The sequence below is a fragment of the Mycobacterium ulcerans subsp. shinshuense genome (assembly GCF_002355775.1).
Classification (GTDB): Bacteria; Actinomycetota; Actinomycetes; order Mycobacteriales; family Mycobacteriaceae; genus Mycobacterium; species Mycobacterium marinum.
The window spans coordinates 3,306,621-3,327,151 of record NZ_AP017624.1 but is presented as its reverse complement, the minus strand read 5'-3'; the positions used below and the strand labels follow the sequence as shown (position 1 = coordinate 3,327,151).

Sequence of the window (20,531 nt, the reverse complement as noted above, 5' to 3'; positions counted from 1 at the left end):
CAACGCTGCCAGCGTGCGGAGCCCCATGTCGTCTCCGAAAACCAGGAGCTGGCGCGCTCCGACTGCGTTGAAAGCATGCGTGCAAGTTATCCCGGATCAGGCCCGCATCTCGCTGAAGACCAGGTGGGTGTGTCCGGCCGGACGTTGGTCGAGCCTGAAGAGCCACCTGTCCAGGAGTAAGAAGCGGCCGACCCATACGACACCGAAGCCAAGCACCTGGGCGAAGAATACGGCGAGGCCATGCACCGGCGTTGGCTCAGCGGCCATCGCGCGGTCGACGAGGTAGGTGAAGCTGGTGGCCAGAACGACGGCAAGCATCACCATCGTCCAGAACAACAGCACCTGCTTGTGCAGATCGCCCCCCGACGTTGCCCGCCAAACGAAGTGCTTGTTGGCGAAGAAGTTGGGAATGGTGGCCACGCCCGCGGCCAGCAGCGAGGCGATGGTGTAGTTGTGCAGCCACGGGCCCAGCACCTGGATGAGGCCCTGTCCGATGGGCAGAAACACCAGCGCTACCGCGCCATAACGCAGCTTTCTGCGCGCTGCTTCGCTGCTGGTGTGCATGATCCAGCCCCCCGCCGGCCCCATGGTCAGCCAAGTTACCTGCAACCAAGTAGGCACGGGCCAGAACTCGAGAATCCGGGCGGGCCGGCGCGGCCGGAATCCGGATCTTCACCATTCAAAAGACAAGCTCGCGGCGCGCGTGAAATGCTGTAGCGAAAGGCTGCCGTCGTCAACGGAGCCGCGGGGAGGACCGGCCTTGTTGGTTCGCGAGAAATGCCGCAGGCTCTGGCGGTGATCTCGTAGGCTCCAACACCATCCATATAGACCTATCTAGACAAACGACCGGCCCTTGTTATGGTCCAACCCCTTAACGAGGCCGAGAGCGTGAAGGGGAGGCGGCGGTTCGCGTGACAACTCAACCGTCCGAACGGATCTGTATTGTCGGGGGCGCCGGCCACGTCGGGCTTCCGCTGGCGCTGGTGCTTGCCGACGAGGGGTACAACGTTGACATCCTCGACACCAACGCCGAAGCCTTGGAAACCATCATGGCCGGGCGGATGCCCTTCATCGAGACCGGAGCCGAGGATCTCCTCAAGCCGCTGCTGCCAACCGGGCGAATCAGCGGTAGCACCGATTCGCAGGTGGTCCGCAACTCCGACATCGTGATCTGTGTGGTGGGGACTCCGGTCGACGAATACCTAACGCCTCAGGCGCACACGTTCTTTCGGGTGATCGATGAGATCAGCCCGTACTTCCACGATGGGCAGACCCTGATCCTGCGAAGCACCGTCTACCCGGGACTGAGCCAGCGGGTCCACGACATGTTCTCCGAACGTGGGATTGGCGTTCACGTCACCTTCTGTCCGGAGCGCATCGCCCAAGGACATTCGATCCGGGAATTGCGGATCATCCCGCAGATCATCAGCGGATTCGACGCCGAGGGACTTCGGGTGGTCCGCGAGCTCTTCTCCGGGATAGCCAGTGAGATCATCGAGGTCGAGCCGCAAGAAGCTGAGCTGGCCAAGCTCTTCTGCAACAGCTACCGCTATATCCAGTTCGCGGTCGCCAACCAGTTTTACCTGCTCAGTCGCGAGGCGGGGCTCGATTTCGACCGAGTTCACCATGCCGCGACCTACAAGAACAGCCGCGTCGACAGCCTGCCGAGGGCCGGACTCGCGGCCGGCCCGTGCTTGCTCAAGGAGACCATGCAGCTCGCCGCGTTCAGCAACAACAACTTCATGCTCGGGCATTCGGCCATGCTGATCAACGAAGGCCAGCCGCAGTTCATCGTCAACATGCTCAAGCGCCGGGTTAATCTGCGTGACAAGACGGTTGGCATACTCGGTATGACGTTCAAGGCCGACTGCGACGACACGCGCGACTCGCTCAGCTTTAAACTCAGGCACCTGCTGATGCTGGAAGCAAAGGAAGTGATCTTGCACGACCCATTCCTCGAGGGCAAGGATTACCACCCGCTGCAGACCGTGGTGGACCGGTCCGACGTCATTGTTGTAGGCGTGCCCCACTCCGCCTATCGGGGCCTTCGGGTCCCGCGCGGCAAAGTGGTTGAGGATGTCTGGGGGTGTCTGGACGTCACCGAGTTCGACGTTGACCCGTGCAACGGGGCGAACCTGGCGGAGCTGGGGACGGCGGCGGCCCGGTGAAGATACTGGTAACCGGCAGTGCAGGATTCATCAACGGGTACGTCATCCAAGAGCTGTTGCAGGCTGGGCACGAAGTGGTCGGCATCGACAACTATTCCAAGTACGGCAAGGTAACGAAGAGCTACGACGACCACCCCAACTACCACTTCGTCGAGGGCGACGTCAAAGACGTTGACCTGATGTTCGAGCTGGTCGAGGGTTGCGAGCAGATGGTGGCCAGCGCCGCCCGCATCGGTGGCATCACCTATTTTCACGAGTACGCCTACGACTTGCTGGCCGAGAACGAGCGAATTGCGGCTGCCCACTTTGACACGGCGATCTATGCATACCGCAAGGGTTGGCTGAAGAAGATCAACGTGATCAGTTCTTCCATGGTGTTCGAGAACGCCAGCATTTTCCCGACGCCGGAAAAGCACATCACCGAATGCCCGCCTCCAACAAGCACTTACGGCTTCCAGAAGCTGGTCTGCGAGTACTTCGCCCATGGTGCCTACGAGCAGTACGGGCTGCCGTACACCATCATTCGGCCCTTCAACTGTGTCGGAACCGGTGAACAACGCGCGCTTGGTGGCCGTGAAATCCCAAGCGGAAATGTCAAACTCGCGATGAGCCACGTCGTGCCAGACCTGGTCCAGAAGGTCGTCAAGGGCCAAGATCCGCTGCACATCCTGGGGGACGGTAGGCAGGTACGCCACTACACCTACGGTGGGGACCTGGCCCGGGGGATTCGCACCTGCATGGAGCACCCCGCGGCACTCAACGGCGACTTCAACCTGTCGACCCCGGAAGCCACCACCGTGCTGGAACTGGCAGAAGTGATCTGGCGCAAGATGCGCCCTGACACTCCCTTCCGTTACGAAAGTGATCCGCCATTCGAGCACGACGTGCAGCTGCGCTCTCCCGACGTTCACAAAGCTACCCAGGTACTCGGCTTCGAGGCGACGACTACGCTTGACGCCATGCTCGACGAAGTCATCCCGTGGATCGTGAACGCGGTTGAGGCCGGGACGATCTGACGTGTATTGGTACTATCCACGAGGACGCCATGCGCATCGCAGGTGAACCCGACCTGCAGCAGCTCTATCGCAATCGCTTTGGCCACGCCCGCGAATCGCGTGCCGCCATTTGGGCCGTACTAGTTCGCGATTTCTTTCAAGCGTGGGTCAGGCGCAGCGACACGGTGCTCGATCTCGGCTGTGGTTACGGCGAGTTCCTCAATCATGTCTGCGCCGCACGTCGGATCGGTGTCGATCTGAATCCCGACAGCGCCGACATGCTCGAGCCCGGCATCGAGTTCCACGGTGGGCGGGCCGATGATCTCAGCTTCTTGGCCGACGAGTCGGTGGATGTGGTTTTCACCAGCAACCTGCTCGAGCACCTGCAGAGCAAGGTCGAGGTGGAGCGCACCATCGCCGAGGCACACCGTGTGCTCAAGCCCGGGGGCACCTCATAGCGATGGGGCCCAATATTCGCTTTCTCAGTGGCGACTATTGGGATTTCTGGGACCACACGGTGCCGATCAGCGACCGTTCGCTCATTGAGGTGCTCGAATCCCAGCATCTGAGGATCGTCGACGACTACGACCGGTTCTTGCCCTATACGACGAGGTCGCCCTGGCCGCAGGCGCCAATCTTGGTGCGGCAGTACCTGCGTTCCCGGGCGGCGTGGCCGATTTTCGGCAAGCAGTTCGTGATTCGTGCCCGCAAAGAACGAACCGACCTCGACGACGAGCGCCTGATCAGCGTGGTGATCCCGGTCTACAACGAGGGCGAGAACATTCAAGTCTGCGTCCGCAGATTGACCGAGGCGTTGTCGGACGTGCCCCACGAATTACTCGTCTGCTACGACTTCGACGAGGACACGACGTTACCGGCGCTCGCGGCGATGCCAGACAAGCCGGGGACGCTGCGGTTGGTTCGCAACTCCATCGGCAAGGGCGTGGCCAATGCCCTGATCGCCGGCTTTGCGGCGGCCCGTGGGGACGTCGTCGTGACCAGCATGGCCGACCTGTCTGATCCGCCGTCGGTGATTCCGTTGATGGCAGCCAAGATTCGCGACGAGGGAGCCGACATCGTCAGCGGTTCGCGGTACATGCCCGGCGGCTCGCAGACCGGCGGGCCCCGGTTGAAGACGCTGATGTCGAGGACGGCCGGGCTCAGCCTGCATTACGTGGGCAGGGTGCCCACCCATGATGCGACGACCAACTTCCGCGGATACAGCCGGCGTTTCCTCGATGAAGTTCCAGTGGAGAGCATCAAGGGGTTTGAGGTGGGTTTGGAACTCGCCACGAAGGCGCACTTGATGGGCTTTCGCGTCGATGAGGTGCCCAGCAGCTGGGAAGACCGGACCGCCGGCACCAGCAAGTTCGACCTGGTCGGCTGGTTGCCCTCGTATCTGCACTGGTACGGGTTGGCGATGCGGGGTCCGGTGTTGCGCGGGACCACCGGCTCGCTGGCCGCGCTCGGGGCCATGTGGCTCGCGCGCCGGCGTCGCTGTGTTGATGCTCAGCAGAGCCGAAAGACATTGCCGTCGAAGTGAATCGGAGTACGCAGGAATGCCGGCCCGCGCGGCCGCAGGCTCCTGGCCGTGCGCACCTGAACTGCTCCACGGGTGGACTTGCTCCGTGACGACATTGGTGAATGCGAGCGCGCGCGCACTGGCGGCGCGGGCGCTTGGCGAGGACCGAGTGCTTGTCACCGGCGCATCGGGCTGACTCGGGCGCACCGCACTGGATCTGCTGGCCCCGCTGGGCCTGCCCACGCTGGCCCTGGCCAGCCGGGCCCGGACCATTCGGGTCGGGGATCGCGACATCGATTGCCGGGTATGGGACGAGCGGGAAGTGGCCTCCTTTGCGCCCACGGTCGTTCTGGACTGTGCGTTTCTTACGCGCGACCGAGTCGCCGGCATGCCGCTGGGCGAATATGTTGGCGCCAACCGTGCCCTCACCGAGCGCCTGGTCTACGCGACACAGCTACCCGACGTCCGGCTCGCGCTCACGGTCTCCAGCGGTGCGGCGGTCTATCCGCGGGACGCGCTGATGGACCCGATCGAGGACAACCCGTATGGCTACCTCAAGCGTGAGGCCGAGCAGCGCCTGGCGCAGGCCGCTGCCGAGGCCGGGACGGTGCCCGCGGTCGTGCGGGCCTGGAGTATCTCGGGTGCTCACGTGCAGAAGTCGGAGGCCTGCGCGCTGGGGTCGATGATCCGGGCAGCCAGTTCGGGGGCGATCCGGATCACCGCCCGCCGCCCGGTATTCCGTCGGTATTCCCTAGCTGAAGAGCTGCTGGTGGTGGCGATCGCCGAGGGCGGGATTGGCCCGGTCACCATCGACAGCGGCGGCGAGCTGGTGGAGATGGCCGAGCTTGCCGCGCGGGTCGCCGCGGTGGTGCGCCCCGATGCGGTGATCAGCCGCGACGAGATCGATCCTCGCAATCCGGATCAATACCATTCTGACGGCCGGGATTGGCAGCGGCTGTGCCAGAAGTGGGATTTGGCTAGCGCACCCCTTGATCGTCAGATCGAGATCACCGCCCGCGGAGTGCTTGGTATGGCCTAAGCAGTTTCGGCGCAGAGTTGGCGAGATTGCCGGGGATGGTCACTTTTTCGATTATGCAATGTGTGGCGTGTTCGATTGCCTGAACCGGCGGCGAGGAGCTGAAATATCTTCAGCGGGGGCGTTTTTCGGGTAATCCGCCAATGGTCGATATCGAGACCGGCAAATGCGAACAGTCAAAGTGATCATCGAGTTCTCGATCGGCGAATCCAACGAGTCCAAAACCGCCGCCATGCCCGTGTGCCCTCGGTATGATCCCCGGGAAAGATGCTCTGCAGCGGTGGATTGGATTGGCAATGCGTCTCTCGATCGTAACGACCCTGTACATGTCCGAGCCGTATGTGCTCGAGTTCTACCGGCGAGTTCGCGCGGCGGCGGAGAAGATTACGAGCGACGTCGAGATGATCTTCGTCGATGACGGCTCGCCGGACGGATCGCTTGATCAGGCGGTTTCGTTGCTCGGTAAAGATCCCAGCGTGCGGGTGATTCAGCTGTCACGAAACTTCGGTCATCACAAGGCGATGATGACCGGCTTGGCGCACGCCACCGGTGATCTCGTTTTTCTGATCGACTCAGACCTGGAGGAGGATCCCGCCCTCCTCGAACAGTTCTACGAGAAGCTGATAGCGACCGACGCTGACGTGGTATTTGGTTGCCAGGCGCAGCGCCCTGGCAGCTGGTGGAAGAACTTTGGCCCCAAGATGCACTATCGCGCGTCCGCGATGCTGTGCAACCCACCGCTGCACGAAAACGTCCTCACCGTCCGGTTGATGAGAGCCGATTATGTGCGCTGTCTGGTCCAGCACCAGGAGCGAGAACTCTCGATCGCCGGCCTGTGGCAGATTACGGGTTTCAATCAGATTCCGATGTCTGTGCACAAGGCGTCGAAGGGAACAACCACATATACCTGCGCGCACAAGGTCAAGGCGTTGGTCGACAATGTCACATCATTTAGTAACAAACCCCTGGTCTTCATTTTCTATCTCGGTGCTGTAATTTTCATGATTTCCAGCTTGCCCGCGGGATACTTGATCATCGATCGGCTTTTCTTCCGGGTCTTGCTCGGTGGTTGGCCGTCATTGATTGTTTCCATCTGGATGCTGGGTGGGCTGACGATTTTCTGCCTGGGGCTGATTGGAATCTATATTTCGAAGATCTTCACCGAAACCAAGCAGCGGCCGTACACGATAATCCGAAGAATCTACGGGCCGAACTTCACGTCCCAGGGGCCGGCGTCGCTTGAGGCCGCTTTCCGCGCCATGCCCCGGCGAGCTGGGAACGCTTCGGCGCGGATCCGGTTCGTTCGCCGCGGGGCGATCGAGGGCTATGACAGCCGTCGAGTGTGATGCCAGTCCATGGCTGGTCCAGCTGCAGGACGCGCTGCACTGCGTAGGTTACGCAGTTGTCGAAGATGTGCTTGATGCGGGGTTTCTCGCCACAACCCGCGATCGTATGTACCTGGTGCAGGAGCGAATTCTCAGCGAGATCGGCCAGGAGCGGCTCTCGATAGCCGGTCAGGGCTCCGGCGTTGTTGATTAGCAGGCTTGTGAGCTGGGGAATTGTGGATTGAGGAGGTCTAGGCGGCGGTTGGCGGTCAAAGCGGTGATCCGGCAGGCTTCGGCGATGTTGTCGGCGCCGTTGAGGCGGTGCAGATTGATCGCGGTGTTGCCTAGCGTTGCTAGGACCTGTGCGCCGTTTCCGGTATGTGCCCTTTGACGGTCTTCGTCGAAGGTGACGTCGCGTATCCAGTGCAGGCTGTTCTCGATTCCCCAGTGTTGACGCATCCAGGTCATGATCGCGGTAGGGCGGGCGTGCTCGAACGGCAGGCTGCAGATGGCATAGACCACCTCCACGCTGCGCTGGTCGGTGGTGGTGATCAAGCGTTCACGAGTGATCCGGATGATTTGTTTTGCGTAGGGGAAGCCGATTCCTCGTGCAGTGGTGATGATTTGCAGGGTGCGGGTCTCGACACGGCCGTGGCCGCGGGAGTCGTCGGTAGCGGCTGCGGGCACCTCGGCCCAGGGCAGCGCGGTGATACGCGCAAGTATTTTGGCTTGGTTGGACTTGACGATCATCAGGTAGTGCGACTTCAAGGTGGCGCAGATCAACTTCGCGGTGACGACCTGGGTATGCATCGCATCCACGGTGACCAGCCACCGCAAGCTACCCGGCAGCAGCGTGAGCAGGGCACGTACGCAGGGAATTTCATTGCTTTTCTCGGCGACAGCGAGTTGACCGAGCACCAATCGGGCACGGTGGGCGAACACCGACACGAGATGCGTGGCTGTCGCTTTGGCGCGTAAAGCACCACGCAGCATCTTGCCGTCCAACGCGATCGGCACCAATCCGCTGGGGTCGCTGCTGGCCACGTGTGCAGTGAAGTAACTGCCCATCCTGGCGTTGAGGTCGGCGGGGTCTAGCCGAGACAAAACAGCGCGGAAGGTCTTCTCACTGGGCCGCCGGAACCCGACCCCTAATTGGGCCAACACATCATCGGGAGCGGTGGCCGCCCATGTGGCAAAACCAGCATAGCCGCGCATCCCCGCGGCAGTGGCCAGAACCGCGATCGCCAACAAAGCCATCAGCGAATACCTCCGACCGCGTGGGTCCCTCGGGTCTGGCACCGAGGCCAACACATCGAGAAACTCCGATCCGATGAGCTCGCTGCGCCCACCAGGACTCCAGCGGTCGAACACCTCTGGAACCGACGACACAGGCAATACTGAAACGGTAGGCACGGGCAACTCCAGACCAACGACGAACAGTAACCAACTCGATCGTTCTCCAGATAGCCCGTGCCTACATTCCGGCCCCAATAGCGCGGCACCAAAGATCATCAACCCAGCTCACAAGCCTGCTAATCAACAACGCCGGAGCCCTGGGTGATCGGCGGCGAGCTGACGCAGGATTCGCGTGGTGGTAGCGGTGTAGGCGCGCAGGCCTATTCGGCCTGGTGCGTGGTGGTGTGGCGGCGGATCATGGAGAGAAACGCCTCCTCCAGCGACATGCATCCGGTGTCCTTCCGTAGTTGGGTCGGGGTGGTCTGCGCCACTAGGCGGCCGGCACGCATCAGCAGCAGATCGCCGCAGTGCTCGGCTTCATTCATGACATGACTGGAAATCAGCAATGTCGTTCGGGCGCGGGCTAGCTCGGCAAACTGCTGCCAAAGATCTACGCGCAAAACGGGATCCAGGCCCACCGTAGGTTCGTCGAGGACAAGCAAGGTGGGGTGGCACACCAGCGCGCACGCCAGCGACACCCGGGTTCGCTGTCCGCCGGACAGGTTGGCGCAGTAGTCGGTGCGGTGATCGGTCAGGCCCACTCGCGCGATCGCATCATCGGCGGCTTGCCTGTTGTAGCCGTAGAGGGCGGCGAAGTAACGGACGTTGTCAATGATTCGCAGGTCGTGGTAGATCGCTGGATCTTGTGGCAGATATCCGACCTGGCGGCGCAGCACGGCAGAACCGGCCGGATGACCCAGCACGGTGACGGTTCCCGACGTCACGATCTGGGTGCCGACGATGCTGCGCATCAGGGTGGTCTTACCGCACCCGGATGCCCCGAGCAGGCCGGTGATGGTGCCGCGCGCAATGTCGACCGAGAAGTCGTGCAGCGCGGAGTGTTTGCCGCGGATGACCCGTAGGTGCTTGATGCTGACAGCCGGCTGTGACCCACCTGTTAGCGATTCAACGCTTGTTGAAGTCACCATGCGATGAATAGTCGACCTAGAAGTGGGGGTTTGTCAACAGGAAGGGCACAATCGCTGCGATGAGCGCTGAGCAACTGCTGGTCGACCCGGTATCTGCCGCACATCGACTGCTCGGGGCGACCATCGCCGCGCGGGGGGTGTGCGGCGTCATCGTCGAGGTCGAGGCCTACGGCGGGGTTCCCGACGGCCCGTGGCCCGACGCGGCGGCCCATTCCTATCGCGGACCCAGTGCGCGCAACCGCGTCATGTTCGGTCCACCCGGTCGGCTCTACACTTACCGCAGCCACGGAATCCACGTATGCGCCAACGTCGCGTGTGGTCCCGACGGTACGGCCGCGGCGGTGCTGCTCAGGGCGTGCGCCATTGGTCGCGGTACCGATGTCGCCCGGTCCCGCCGGGGTGGGCTGGTTGCCACCGCCGCGCTCGGGCGTGGTCCGGGAAACCTGTGTTCGGCGCTAGGGATCACCATGGATGACAACGGGATTGATTTGTTTGACCCGGCCAGTCCGGTGACGCTCCAGCTGCACGAACCGATCGCGGCGGTCTCGGGGCCGCGGGTGGGAGTCAGCCGCGCCGCCGACCGGCCCTGGCGGTTGCGGTCGGCCGACCGTCCGGAGGTGTCGGCGTATCGACGAAGTCCACGAGCACCCGCCCTCGGGGCCAGCGACTAGAGTCTTGCGCGATGTCTTCAAACTCTTCTGGGTCAGCTGGGATCCTCGACGAGCTGGGCTGGCGCGGCTTGATCGCCCAGTCCACCGACCTTGACGCGCTGGCCGCCAACGCACAGCGCCCGCCGCTGACGGTTTATGCCGGTTTCGACCCCACCGCGGCAAGCCTTCACGCCGGACACCTGGTGCCGCTATTGACGTTGCGGCGATTTCAGCGAGCGGGCCATCGTCCCATCGTGTTGGCGGGTGGGGCCACCGGGATGATCGGCGACCCTCGCGACATCGGTGAGCGCAGTCTCAACGACGCCGATACCGTGGGCAACTGGACCGAGCGGATCCGCGGCCAGCTGGAACGCTTCGTCGACTTCGACGGATCTCCCACCGGCGCGATCGTCGAGAACAACCTCGAATGGACCGCCGCCATGTCGACCGTCGAGTTTCTGCGTGACGTCGGCAAACACTTCTCGGTGAACGTGATGCTGGATCGGGACACGATCCGGCGGCGGCTGGAGGGCGAGGGGATCTCCTACACCGAGTTCAGCTACATGCTGCTGCAGGCCAACGACTACGTCGAACTGCACCGGCGCCACGGCTGCACGCTGCAGATCGGCGGATCGGATCAGTGGGGCAACATCATCGCCGGAGTCCGCCTGGTGCGCCAAAAGTCGGGTGCGGCGGTGCACGCCCTCACGGTCCCGCTGGTGACCGCCGCCGATGGCACCAAGTTCGGCAAATCGACCGGCGGCGGCAGCCTTTGGCTGGACCCCGAGATGACCAGCCCGTACGCCTGGTACCAGTACTTCGTAAACACCGCCGACGCGGATGTGATCCGCTACCTGCGGTGGTTCACGTTCCTGGTTGCCGAGGAACTGACCGAGCTGGAGCAGGCCACCGCCGAGCGGGCCCACCAGCGCGCCGCCCAACGCCGGCTGGCGGCCGAACTCACCACCCTGGTGCATGGGGAGGCGGCCACCGAGGCCGTCGAGCACGCCAGCCGAGCGCTTTTCGGCCATGGCGAGTTGAGCCGGCTCGACGAGGCGACTCTGCGCGCGGCACTGCGCGAGACGAGCATCGCCGAACTCGAGCCGGGCACCCCGGACGGCATCGTGGATTTGCTGGTGGCCACCGGGCTTTCGGCCAGCAAGGGCGCGGCGCGGCGCACCATCGGCGAAGGTGGGGTGTCGGTCAACAACATTCGGGTCGAGACCGATGAGTGGGTACCGCAGACATAGGACTTCCTGCACGGCCGCTGGCTGGTGCTGCGCCGTGGCAAGCGGAACATCGCCGGAGTGGAACGCGTCGGCTGAGCCGCTCTTTCCCGGTGAGTGAAATGCATAGTCCAGCATTTCTCAAAGCACTGGCAGGGCTCCGGCGTTGTTGATTAGCAGGCTTGTGAGCTGGGTTGATGATCTTTGGTGCCGCGCTATTGGGGCCGGAGTGTAGGCACGGGCTATCTGGAGAACGATCGAGTTGGTTACTGTTCGTCGTTGGTCTGGAGTTGCCCGTGCCTACCGTTTCAGTATTGCCTGTGTCGTCGGTTCCAGAGGTGTTCGACCGCTGGAGTCCTGGTGAGCGCAGCGAGCTCATCGGATCGGAGTTTCTCGATGTGTTGGCCTCGGTGCCAGACCCGAGGGACCCACGCGGTCGGAGGTATTCGCTGATGGCTTTGTTGGCGATCGCGGTTCTGGCCACTGCCGCGGGGATGCGCGGCTATGCTGGTTTTGCCACATGGGCGGCCACCGCTCCCGATGATGTGTTGGCCCAATTAGGGGTCCGGTTCCGGCGGCCCAGTGAGAAGACCTTCCGCGCTGTTTTGTCTCGGCTAGACCCCGCCGACCTCAACGCCAGGATGGGCAGTTACTTCACTGCACACGTGGCCAGCAGCGACCCCAGTGGATTGGTGCCGATCGCGTTGGACGGCAAGATGCTGCGTGGTGCTTTACGCGCCAAAGCGACAGCCACGCATCTCGTGTCGGTGTTCGCCCACCGTGCCCGATTGGTGCTCGGTCAACTCGCTGTCGCCGAGAAAAGCAATGAAATTCCCTGCGTACGTGCCCTGCTCACGCTGCTGCCGGGTAGCTTGCGGTGGCTGGTCACCGTGGATGCGATGCATACCCAGGTCGTCACCGCGAAGTTGATCTGCGCCACCTTGAAGTCGCACTACCTGATGATCGTCAAGTCCAACCAAGCCAAAATACTTGCGCGTATCACCGCGCCGCCCTGGGCCGAGGTGCCCGCAGCCGCTACCGACGACTCCCGCGGCCACGGCCGTGTCGAGACCCGCACCCTGCAAATCATCACCGCTGCACGAGGAATCGGCTTCCCCTACGCAAAACAAATCATCCGGATCACTCGTGAACGCTTGATCACCGCCACCGACCAGCGCAGCGTGGAGGTGGTCTATGCCATCTGCAGCCTGCCGTTCGAGCACGCCCGCCCTACCGCGATCATGACCTGGATGCGTCAACACTGGGGAATCGAGAACAGCCTGCACTGGATACGCGACGTCACCTTCGACGAAGACCGTCAAAGGGCACATACCGGAAACGGCGCACAGGTCCTAGCAACGCTACGCAACACCGCGATCAATCTGCACCGCCTCAACGGCGCCGACAACATCGCCGAAGCCTGCCGGATCACCGCTTTGACCGCCAACCGCCGCCTAGACCTCCTCAATCCACAATTCCCCAGCTCACAAGCCTGCTAATCAACAACGCCGGAGCCCTGCTCCGATCACGCACTGCGAACCAACGGTGATGTGGTCACGCAGCGTTGCATTGACGCCGATGAAGCACTGCTCCTCAATTGTCACCCCGCCGGATACGAGGATATGCGAAGCCAGAAAACTGTGATCGCGAATCGTCGAATGATGGCCGATGTGATTACCGCTCCACAACGTGACATTGTTTCCGATGGTCACGAATGGCTGAATGGTGTTGTCTTCGAGTAGGAAGACGTTATCGCCGATCCGCCCGTCGTTCAACACGGTGGCGTGGGAGCTGATGTAGCTGGCGAGTTCGTAGCCCAGAGCCTTGGCGGCAAGATATTTTTCCTTGCGCACGCCGTTGAGTTTGGCATAGGCCAGCGCCACGAACATGGCGTGAGATTCCGGCGGGAAGCGTTGGGTGACCTCGTCAAAGGCCACCAAGGGTAGGCCGCAGAACTCGGACTCGCTCGCGTAGTCCTGGTCGACGGTGAAGGCTACGACCTCGTATTCGGAGTCTCTCGTGAAATAGTAGTGGGCGAGCTGGGCGATATCACCACTCCCGAAAATCACCAATGGTTTCTTCATGGTGCCTTCCTAACCAGAATTGTGAATTCATAGAGCCCATAGTCGTGAAGAAGCGCGACGTTCTTCGAATAGTGGTGACGCTTGCAAAGATCGAATAGGGCGCAGGGATCGGCATAGTAGAGGTCGTCACGCATTTTCGACGCGTCGGAATAGGATGTCAGGCAGTTGAAGGCGAAGCCGCGGCGGCTGGCCGCATCCAGCAGGTCCAGCGTCGCCTCGAGGTAGTCGCGCCATTCGGCGTCCGAGCGTTCGAGTCGCACATTGAAGATCCCACTCGCGACGCTGTAGTCCGCTTCCCGGTCGACGCTAGTGGTGCAGATGAAGTCTGCATCCGTCCGGCCTTGGAAGCGTCTTGCCCCTGCGCGTGCCATTTCAGGGTAGACGTCGATGCCGGTGTAGTCCGCTTCGAGGCCACGCGCGTCGAGGTAGTCCAGCAGTGCCCCATAGCCACAACCCAGATCAATGATCGAGAATCGGCCTGCCACATCGACTATGCGCAACAGTTGGTCGAAGCGCAGAGTCTGACTTGCCTCGCCGTTCCAATCGACGCCGCGCGCCGTGGTGCCATGTTCTTCGAGCTTGGATGCGTAGTAGCGAGCCACATCGCCGAGCATGGTCGTTGCGTCTTCCGCCATGAACCTCCCTCACGAGTGCGTAGGGTTCGCTGCTTGGTTTCGGAATATACCTTCGACAGATACGCGGTGATGACGACTCCGGCGAAGAAAATGACCATCCCGCAAACCAGCCGGATGGAGCTCACCGGTTGCTCGCTGCCCTGAACCGGTGCGATCGAGCTCACCGATTGACGCGAAGGTGGTAGATGTCCACTCCGGTGCGGCCAACTTTCACCACCGACAATGTGACCTCGAGCGGACGAACACACCTCGCCGAGCTGTCCGCGTCATCACGCAGCGGGCAACTTGCGCGGCAGGTGTGCTGGTTGCTGGCGTGCCGGAGCCAGGCCGCTTAGGGCCACTTCACCGAAAAGACTTCAGTGCAACGCATCTCGCGCGGCTGGCGCGCGTACTCGTTTCGGGTGATCAAGGCGGGAGCCGGCAGGGGCTCGAAGTACTGCCGATAGCGCACCCGGTACTCGCCCGCCGGGAGATCCTGTTTGCGTAGATAGATACTTACCAGATAACGCATCTCGGCCTGATCTTCCGTGAAGAAGCAGCCCGACTGGCCGATATGGCGTCGACGCCATTGCGCGGTCTTCCCAAAATAGACACGATCTGACGCGTGGTAGCCCAGTCGCGATCCATCCTCGGCCAAGACGGGGATCAGCGTCTCGCCGTGGTCGGTCAGCAGCGACAAAGTAAACCAGTTCTCGGCCAAGCGCAGATCATTTTCGTTGAACACGTTGATGGGTGCCATGCCGTAGATGTGTGCGCCCTCGGCCAGCGGGTTGGGTCGGCCCTGATGTCCGATGTAGGGAGCGGGGATGGCAACCACAAAGAACACGGCCAGAAAACTGGCGTGCAGCAGCATGGTGCGTGTGACGGTCAGCTGCGAAAAGTCATCGCTGGCAACGTCGAGTGAACGCGCGGGCCGTTTACCGGATGGCTTCGTGTAGGCACCCAACAGCGTGTGTCGACGCCCGGCGATGCAGCCGTACGTGGTGGTTCCGAGGCGAAACCACTTGCCGAAGAGCAGAATGGGGTACGCCGGCCAAAGCAGAACCACGTTTCGGGTCACCCTGGTGCAGCAGTCGTACCCCGAGACCACGCCGCCGGTGACTTCATCGATACCGTGCGGATCTGCCAGCGCCCGCTCATCGCTGATGCCGTGCGACTGAAGCAGTTCCAGGTTCTCACTGGCGTTCACCAGCTTGACGCGGTCGAAGATGTCGACCGCCCGTACCGCCTGAACCGTTCGGTCACACAGCTTGCTCTTGTCATCGAAGACCACCGAGAGTTGTCCCGGTGCGGTGATTCCCGCTCGTGACCAGAAGATCCCCGCCCAAAGCAGAAGCTCGATCTGGGGGAGCCAACCGAGTTTCAGCAATACCAGGCTGAAGATGAAAAACGATAAGCCCCAGACGATTGCATAGACGCGGGCGAGGGACCCGATCAGCACGCACGGTACCAGCAGGGCATACCACGGCAACATCGACCACAAAGCCATCCGCGCGAAGAACACGGCCCACTGGTTGTCGGCGAAGAGATGGACCATGAGTTCGTGCGGGCCGGTCATGATATTGTTGGTGAACAGCAGGGGACCAGCGGTGCCGTCTTCCAGGCGGGTTCATTTAGGTGCACCGCAAGCGTATAGAGGCAGACGAGCCAGAAGGAGAAGAGCGCCAGCCATTTTGCGGTCGTGATGCTCGCAGGCGTTGGTCGGCTGGCGTAGTAGAGCAATGCAGCGCGCAGTCTTGGGAAGCGCTTGATGATCCACCCGTCTACCGAGAAGGCCCGACCGCTGTTGACCAGCAGTAACAGCACGGCGAGGATCGCTGCGACGTCGTTTCCCAGCGTGCTGGTACTGAGCACAAGTTCACCGTGGTGCCATTGAATGACCACGAGGAAGATCAGAGTGTATTGGCATAGGACGCCTAGCAGGACGGCGATGCCCGCGGCGAGATTCAGGATGGCGAACAGCAGAATCTGCGGATCGCGGTAGTCAGCCGGGGCCAGATGTAACAACACTTCGGTTGCGTGCCAGGACAGAACGACCCCGAAACCTACCCGAATCATCGCGAACTTCGGTTCCTCTCCCGCGCTCGACGGAAGTGCTTTGCGCCCGACCCTTGTGATCCAGGCATCGAGCGGTACTGCCACCGGTCGGCAGAACCGCACCAGCAGGAAAGCGCCGATCAGCGTGAGGAAGAAGAGCGCGTAGACGTAGGGAGTCATGGATAAGAGTTTTACTCGATTCTCATATGTGGTTCTTCAGTACTGGCGAATCGCCATTGGCGAGTCCAGCCGAGCCAGAGCCGGGTGCGGCCGAGCGCGGGTTGCTCTGTCGGCGTGTGGGTGCCGATGACCGATCGCGCCTCGAGACGACCATCGTCTGATCCGCAGTTCAGCTACGGTCCCATTGGGATTGACGGCGTGGGTGAGACTGTGTCGGTGATGTTGGAGCATGCGGTGCTGAACGTAATACCTGGCCACGAAGCGGAGTTCGAGTCGGCATTTGGGTCAGCCAAGTCGGTCATTTCTCGGATGCCGGGATTCCAACAGCTCAGCCTGTCGCGCTGTGTGGAGCATCGGGGCAGATATCTACTGCTGGTGCAGTGGGACACGCTGGAAGACCACACCGAGGGGTTCCGGAAATCGGCTGAGTACGCGCAGTGGCGCTCGATGCTGCATGGCTTCTATGACCCGTTTCCCGCCGTGGAGCACTACGAGCAGATCGATACGGCATAAGCCGAGCAGTGCTCGGCGCGTAAGCCGTTGTTTCTCAGTGCTTTCTGCTTTCTGCTGACCGCAACTGGGTTCGCCGTGCTCGCAGGGCTCCGGCGTTGTTGATTAGCAGGCTTGTGAGCTGGGGAATTGTGGATTGAGGAGGTCTAGGCGGCGGTTGGCGGTCAAAGCGGTGATCCGGCAGGCTTCGGCGATGTTGTCGGCGCCGTTGAGGCGGTGCAGATTGATCGCGGTGTTGCGTAGCGTTGCTAGGACCTGTGCGCCGTTTCCGGTATGTGCCCTTTGACGGTCTTCGTCGAAGGTGACGTCGCGTATCCAGTGCAGGTTGTTCTCGATTCCCCAGTGTTGACGCATCCAGGCCATGATCGCGGTAGGGCGGGCGTGCTCGAACGGCAGGCTGCAGATGGCATAGACCACCTTCACGCTGCGCTGGTCGATGGCGGTGATCAAGCGTTCACGAGTGATCCGGATGATTTGTTTTGCGTAGGGGAAGCCGATTCCTCGTGCAGCGGTGATGATTTGCAGGGTGCGGGTCTCGACACGGCCGTGGCCGCGGGAGTCGTCGGTAGCGGCTGCGGGCACCTCGGCCCAGGGCAGCGCGGTGATACGCGCAAGTATTTTGGCTTGGTTGGACTTGACGATCATCAGGTAGTGCGACTTCAAGGTGGCGCAGATCAACTTCGCGGTGACGACCTGGGTATGCATCGCATCCACGGTGACCAGCCACCGCAAGCTACCCGGCAGCAGCGTGAGCAGGGCACGTACGCAGGGAATTTCATTGCTTTTCTCGGCGACAGCGAGTTGACCGAGCACCAATCGGGCACGGTGGGCGAACACCGACACGAGATGCGTGGCTGTCGCTTTGGCGCGTAAAGCACCACGCAGCATCTTGCCGTCCAACGCGATCGGCACCAATCCACTGGGGTCGCTGCTGGCCACGTGTGCAGTGAAGTAACTGCCCATCCTGGCGTTGAGGTCGGCGGGGTCTAGCCGAGACAAAACAGCGCGGAAGGTCTTCTCACTGGGCCGCCGGAACCGGACCCCTAATTGGGCCAACACATCATCGGGAGCGGTGGCCGCCTATGTGGCAAAACCAGCATAGCCGCGCATCCCCGCGGCAGTGGCCAGAACCGCGATCGCCAACAAAGCCATCAGCGAATACCTCCGACCGCGTGGGTCCCTCGGGTCTGGCACCGAGGCCAACACATCGAGAAACTCCGATCCGATGAGTTCGCTGCGCTCACCAGGACTCCAGCGGTCGAACACCTCTGGAACCGACGACACAGGCAATACTGAAACGGTAGGCACGGGCAACTCCAGACCAACGACGAACAGTAACCAACTCGATCGTTCTCCAGATAGTCCGTGCCTACACTCCGGCCCCAATAGCGCGGCACCAAAGATCATCAACCCAGCTCACAAGCCTGCTAATCAACAACGCCGGAGCCCTGGCCGTGCTCGTGAGCGCGCCGACGATGGGCGGTTCACCTGCGGCAATACCGCAGATAGTCGGGAGCCTCGGGCCCCATGTTGAAGAGTAGATCCAGAATCGTTACGGCCGGCTCGAACGCGCCCCACAATTGCGTGTAGTCGCGGTAGCCTTCGTAGTCGAACCATGTGAGTTGAATGCCAAGCTCGTCGAAAACGTGCTCATCGACATAAGAGCGGGCTGCAGGCCCTGATACGTATTCTGTCGCTTCGGCTTGTTGGCAGAGGTCGGCCAACCTTTCCGTCTTACCCTCGGCCAATGTGTAGTCCCACGAATTCGTCAAACGTGTCACGATCCCGAGATAACCGCAAATCGACTCCAAGAGACGTCGGTTGAGTGACGAGAGGTTCTCATACCGTTCATCGAGATAAATTGGCGCAAGCCAGTCGGCGATCTCTGCGTAATGGGGGGCCGCGCCATAATTGAACTCCAGAGCCCGCCAGTGTGCCTTCGCCCAGTCGGTGCCATCGATCAGCGTTTCCCGAATCTTCTGGTGAAAACGTCCCTTGACCTGCACGGGTACCGTTATCCACTGCAGGCCCTGGCTCGTCTTGATTCGGTTCCTGTTCCGCCAGTCCCGCTTCGTATATTGCATATCGTCGTAGATGATGAACTCATCTACGAATGCGATCATGTCAAAATATCCTCGCCACGGAACATAATTCGACTGAACAATCGCGACTTTCTTCAACGAAGTATCTCCAAGGTGAAACAGGGGAAAGGCTACCGACTCCGAAAATTTCGGAAAAAGTATACCACCGAATCATGCCTTCTACAATGCGGGGTGCGAAACGTGGTGATGTGGTTCGTCTTTTCGGCGCCCGACGATGAAGCTTTGTGTTACGTCATTCGCCACTTTTCTGCACCCATTTGGGAAGTGCTGTATACCCGGGTTCCGGATCGAATTTTCCTGGATTTTCCGCGGTGGGCGGCTCGGCGCCCACCGGTGGCGGTGCGTCGTGTTCCTCGGGGTGCGCTGTTTGGGGCGGTATCGCATCGCCATTGCGGCGGCATTGCACCGGCGTTGCACGCCGATTGCACCGTCGACGTGCACGACATCGTCGGAGCGGTGACTGCCAACATGGCTGCTACAGCGCAACAAGATTTGCCCAATCCTCCGCGGCAGCACAACGTGCGCACTAGCCTACCGATTAGGGGGGTGCGTTGGGCACCCGCTCTTGCGGAGTTTTCGGATCCGAATGGAGAGCACACGTGAGTCGACCTGTGGAGGTTCCGCGGGACCTGATCACGGCGTTCCGGCAGCAGATCCACGGACTGACGGAGCAGTCTGAGCGCACGCTCCTGCTCGGCATCGTGCTGTGGACATCGGTGGTGTCGCTGGTGACGGGGTTCATCTACGTCCAGTACTTCTCTATCGACGTGTTCAGCTCGCTGCTCTATGTTCCGCAGGACTGCTGGCTTGATTGGGACATGAACGTCGGCCGGCACTGCTTCAGTGATTATGCGTGGCAAGCGACCGCTGCGCTCCGGCCGGACCCTTGGGAACATCTGGGGCCACCGAACTGGCCGGGCAACCCCTACCCGCCAGCGGCCATGGTGCCATTCCTGATTTTCGGGCTCCTCGGTAAGTGGTTGCACTGGCCGCAGCTGGGACTGTTCTGCTACCTGATGACTTTGGTGGTCGCGGTTCTCACCCCAGCCCTGTGGGCCGTCCGGGGCGCGCGTGGTCTCGAGCGCCTGCTGACGTTCTTGGCGTTGGGTGTGGCCGCGATCCCGGCATGGGTCGCCGTCGATCGGGGCAACTCCACCGGGTTCCTGGCGCCGATCGCACTGGTTTTCCTGGTGGCGCTATGCCGCCAGCGCTGGGGCCTGGTCACTGGGATGGTGATTCTGGCCGCCCTGCTCAAACCGCAGCTCGTTGTGCTCGCCGTCGTGCTGTTCGCGGCACGAAAGTGGCGGTTGGGTGGGATCGCGGTGGTCGGTGCCGTGGTAGCGAACCTGAGCGCGTATCTGCTGTGGCCGAGTAACTTCCCGGGGACGATCACACAGTCGATCCACAATGCCCTGGGCTACGGCGCCTTTAGCGAGGCAATCAGCGTCGGAAATGTGTCCTTCGGCAAGGCCCTGTTGTGGATCCCCGACGGGTTGAAGGTTCTCGAGACCGGCGGCACCTTGCCGGATGGCTACCTTGGCGGTCTGCGTGGCCTGATCGGGTATGGCGTTCTGGCGCTGGTCGTCGGGGCGGTGATGGTCCTCGGGCGACGCATTCCGCCGGTCATGGTGGGCATCGTGCTGTTGGTTGCCCCTCACTTTTCCCAGCCGTGACGTA

Annotated in this window: 16 protein-coding genes and 5 pseudogenes; 12 read left to right on the top strand and 9 right to left on the bottom strand. The window is 61.7% G+C overall.

The features are described from left to right. Positions 1–96: 96 nt before the first annotated feature. Positions 97–621 (bottom strand): GtrA family protein, encoded by a 525-nt coding sequence (locus SHTP_RS14875; RefSeq protein ID WP_015356064.1) that lies wholly within the window; start codon positions 619–621, stop codon positions 97–99. Positions 622–911: 290 nt separating this feature from the next. Here SHTP_RS14875 and SHTP_RS14870 point away from each other — a divergent pair, with 290 nt between their 5' ends. The 7 genes and pseudogenes from SHTP_RS14870 to SHTP_RS14845 all read left to right on the top strand — a co-directional run. Beyond that, positions 912–2,168: a nucleotide sugar dehydrogenase gene (locus tag SHTP_RS14870; RefSeq protein WP_096370998.1), complete on the top strand. Its 1,257-nt coding sequence runs from the start codon at positions 912–914 to the stop codon at positions 2,166–2,168. After that, positions 2,165–3,184 (top strand): NAD-dependent epimerase/dehydratase family protein, encoded by a 1,020-nt coding sequence (locus tag SHTP_RS14865; RefSeq protein ID WP_096372487.1) that lies wholly within the window; start codon positions 2,165–2,167, stop codon positions 3,182–3,184. Before SHTP_RS14870 ends, SHTP_RS14865 begins: the two co-directional genes overlap by 4 nt. 29 nt (positions 3,185–3,213) lie before the next feature. Next, positions 3,214–3,621, top strand: a complete 408-nt coding sequence (locus SHTP_RS29045; protein WP_231991483.1) for a class I SAM-dependent methyltransferase — start codon at positions 3,214–3,216, stop codon at positions 3,619–3,621. 2 nt (positions 3,622–3,623) lie between these two features. After that, positions 3,624–4,706, top strand: a complete 1,083-nt coding sequence (locus tag SHTP_RS14860; protein ID WP_231991482.1) for a glycosyltransferase — start codon at positions 3,624–3,626, stop codon at positions 4,704–4,706. A gap of 190 nt (positions 4,707–4,896) precedes the next feature. After that, on the top strand, positions 4,897–5,724 hold the full coding sequence (locus tag SHTP_RS14855; protein ID WP_338101612.1) for an NAD-dependent epimerase/dehydratase family protein: 828 nt from the start codon (positions 4,897–4,899) through the stop codon (positions 5,722–5,724). Positions 5,725–6,017: 293 nt separating this feature from the next. Continuing rightward, positions 6,018–6,980 (top strand): annotated as a pseudogene (losA, locus tag SHTP_RS14850) (glycosyltransferase LosA); the annotation flags it as partial. Positions 6,981–7,047: 67 nt separating this feature from the next. Beyond that, a pseudogene (locus SHTP_RS14845) lies at positions 7,048–7,239 on the top strand (phytanoyl-CoA dioxygenase family protein); the annotation flags it as partial. Positions 7,240–7,256: 17 nt separating this feature from the next. Here SHTP_RS14845 and SHTP_RS14840 read toward each other — a convergent pair. Next, positions 7,257–8,459, bottom strand: coding sequence for an ISAs1-like element IS2404/ISMul1 family transposase (locus SHTP_RS14840; RefSeq protein WP_420873010.1), 1,203 nt, complete (start codon positions 8,457–8,459; stop codon positions 7,257–7,259). A gap of 203 nt (positions 8,460–8,662) precedes the next feature. Further along, the gene (locus tag SHTP_RS14835) at positions 8,663–9,430 is read right to left on the bottom strand and encodes an ABC transporter ATP-binding protein (protein ID WP_096370540.1); all 768 of its coding nucleotides are present in this window, start codon (positions 9,428–9,430) and stop codon (positions 8,663–8,665) included. Positions 9,431–9,489: 59 nt separating this feature from the next. Between SHTP_RS14835 and SHTP_RS14830 the strand changes: the two genes are divergently transcribed. From SHTP_RS14830 to SHTP_RS14820, 3 genes and pseudogenes are all read left to right on the top strand, one after another. Next, entirely contained in the window at positions 9,490–10,101 is a 612-nt protein-coding gene (locus tag SHTP_RS14830) for a DNA-3-methyladenine glycosylase (protein WP_096370541.1), read from the top strand. An 11-nt stretch (positions 10,102–10,112) separates the two neighbouring features. Continuing rightward, positions 10,113–11,405 (top strand): annotated as a pseudogene (gene tyrS / locus SHTP_RS14825) (tyrosine--tRNA ligase). A 197-nt stretch (positions 11,406–11,602) separates the two neighbouring features. After that, on the top strand, positions 11,603–12,805 hold the full coding sequence (locus SHTP_RS14820; RefSeq protein WP_420872943.1) for an ISAs1-like element IS2404/ISMul1 family transposase: 1,203 nt from the start codon (positions 11,603–11,605) through the stop codon (positions 12,803–12,805). Positions 12,806–12,820: 15 nt separating this feature from the next. Here the strand turns inward: SHTP_RS14820 and SHTP_RS14815 are convergent. The 4 genes and pseudogenes from SHTP_RS14815 to SHTP_RS29040 all read right to left on the bottom strand — a co-directional run. Beyond that, a pseudogene (locus SHTP_RS14815) lies at positions 12,821–13,390 on the bottom strand (acetyltransferase); the annotation flags it as partial. Beyond that, on the bottom strand, positions 13,387–14,025 hold the full coding sequence (locus SHTP_RS14810) for a class I SAM-dependent methyltransferase (RefSeq protein WP_231991479.1): 639 nt from the start codon (positions 14,023–14,025) through the stop codon (positions 13,387–13,389). The gene SHTP_RS14810 and the pseudogene SHTP_RS14815, both read right to left, overlap by 4 nt. A gap of 331 nt (positions 14,026–14,356) precedes the next feature. Then, positions 14,357–15,583 (bottom strand): DCC1-like thiol-disulfide oxidoreductase family protein, encoded by a 1,227-nt coding sequence (locus tag SHTP_RS14805; protein ID WP_231991478.1) that lies wholly within the window; start codon positions 15,581–15,583, stop codon positions 14,357–14,359. Further along, a complete protein-coding gene (locus SHTP_RS29040) occupies positions 15,580–16,242 on the bottom strand; it encodes a hypothetical protein (protein WP_231991477.1) in 663 nt (220 codons plus the stop codon). The genes SHTP_RS14805 and SHTP_RS29040 overlap by 4 nt, the downstream gene beginning before the upstream one ends. 219 nt (positions 16,243–16,461) lie before the next feature. Between SHTP_RS29040 and SHTP_RS14800 the strand changes: the two genes are divergently transcribed. Beyond that, positions 16,462–16,755: an antibiotic biosynthesis monooxygenase family protein gene (locus tag SHTP_RS14800; RefSeq protein WP_096372485.1), complete on the top strand. Its 294-nt coding sequence runs from the start codon at positions 16,462–16,464 to the stop codon at positions 16,753–16,755. 102 nt (positions 16,756–16,857) lie between these two features. Here the strand turns inward: SHTP_RS14800 and SHTP_RS14795 are convergent. Both SHTP_RS14795 and SHTP_RS14790 read right to left on the bottom strand, forming a co-directional pair. After that, positions 16,858–18,060, bottom strand: a pseudogene (locus SHTP_RS14795) (ISAs1-like element IS2404/ISMul1 family transposase). A gap of 176 nt (positions 18,061–18,236) precedes the next feature. Continuing rightward, the gene (locus tag SHTP_RS14790; RefSeq protein ID WP_096370996.1) at positions 18,237–18,932 is read right to left on the bottom strand and encodes a WbqC family protein; all 696 of its coding nucleotides are present in this window, start codon (positions 18,930–18,932) and stop codon (positions 18,237–18,239) included. A gap of 521 nt (positions 18,933–19,453) precedes the next feature. Between SHTP_RS14790 and SHTP_RS14785 the strand changes: the two genes are divergently transcribed. Next, positions 19,454–20,527, top strand: coding sequence for a glycosyltransferase family 87 protein (locus tag SHTP_RS14785; protein WP_231991476.1), 1,074 nt, complete (start codon positions 19,454–19,456; stop codon positions 20,525–20,527). The last annotated feature ends 4 nt before the right edge of the window (positions 20,528–20,531 follow it).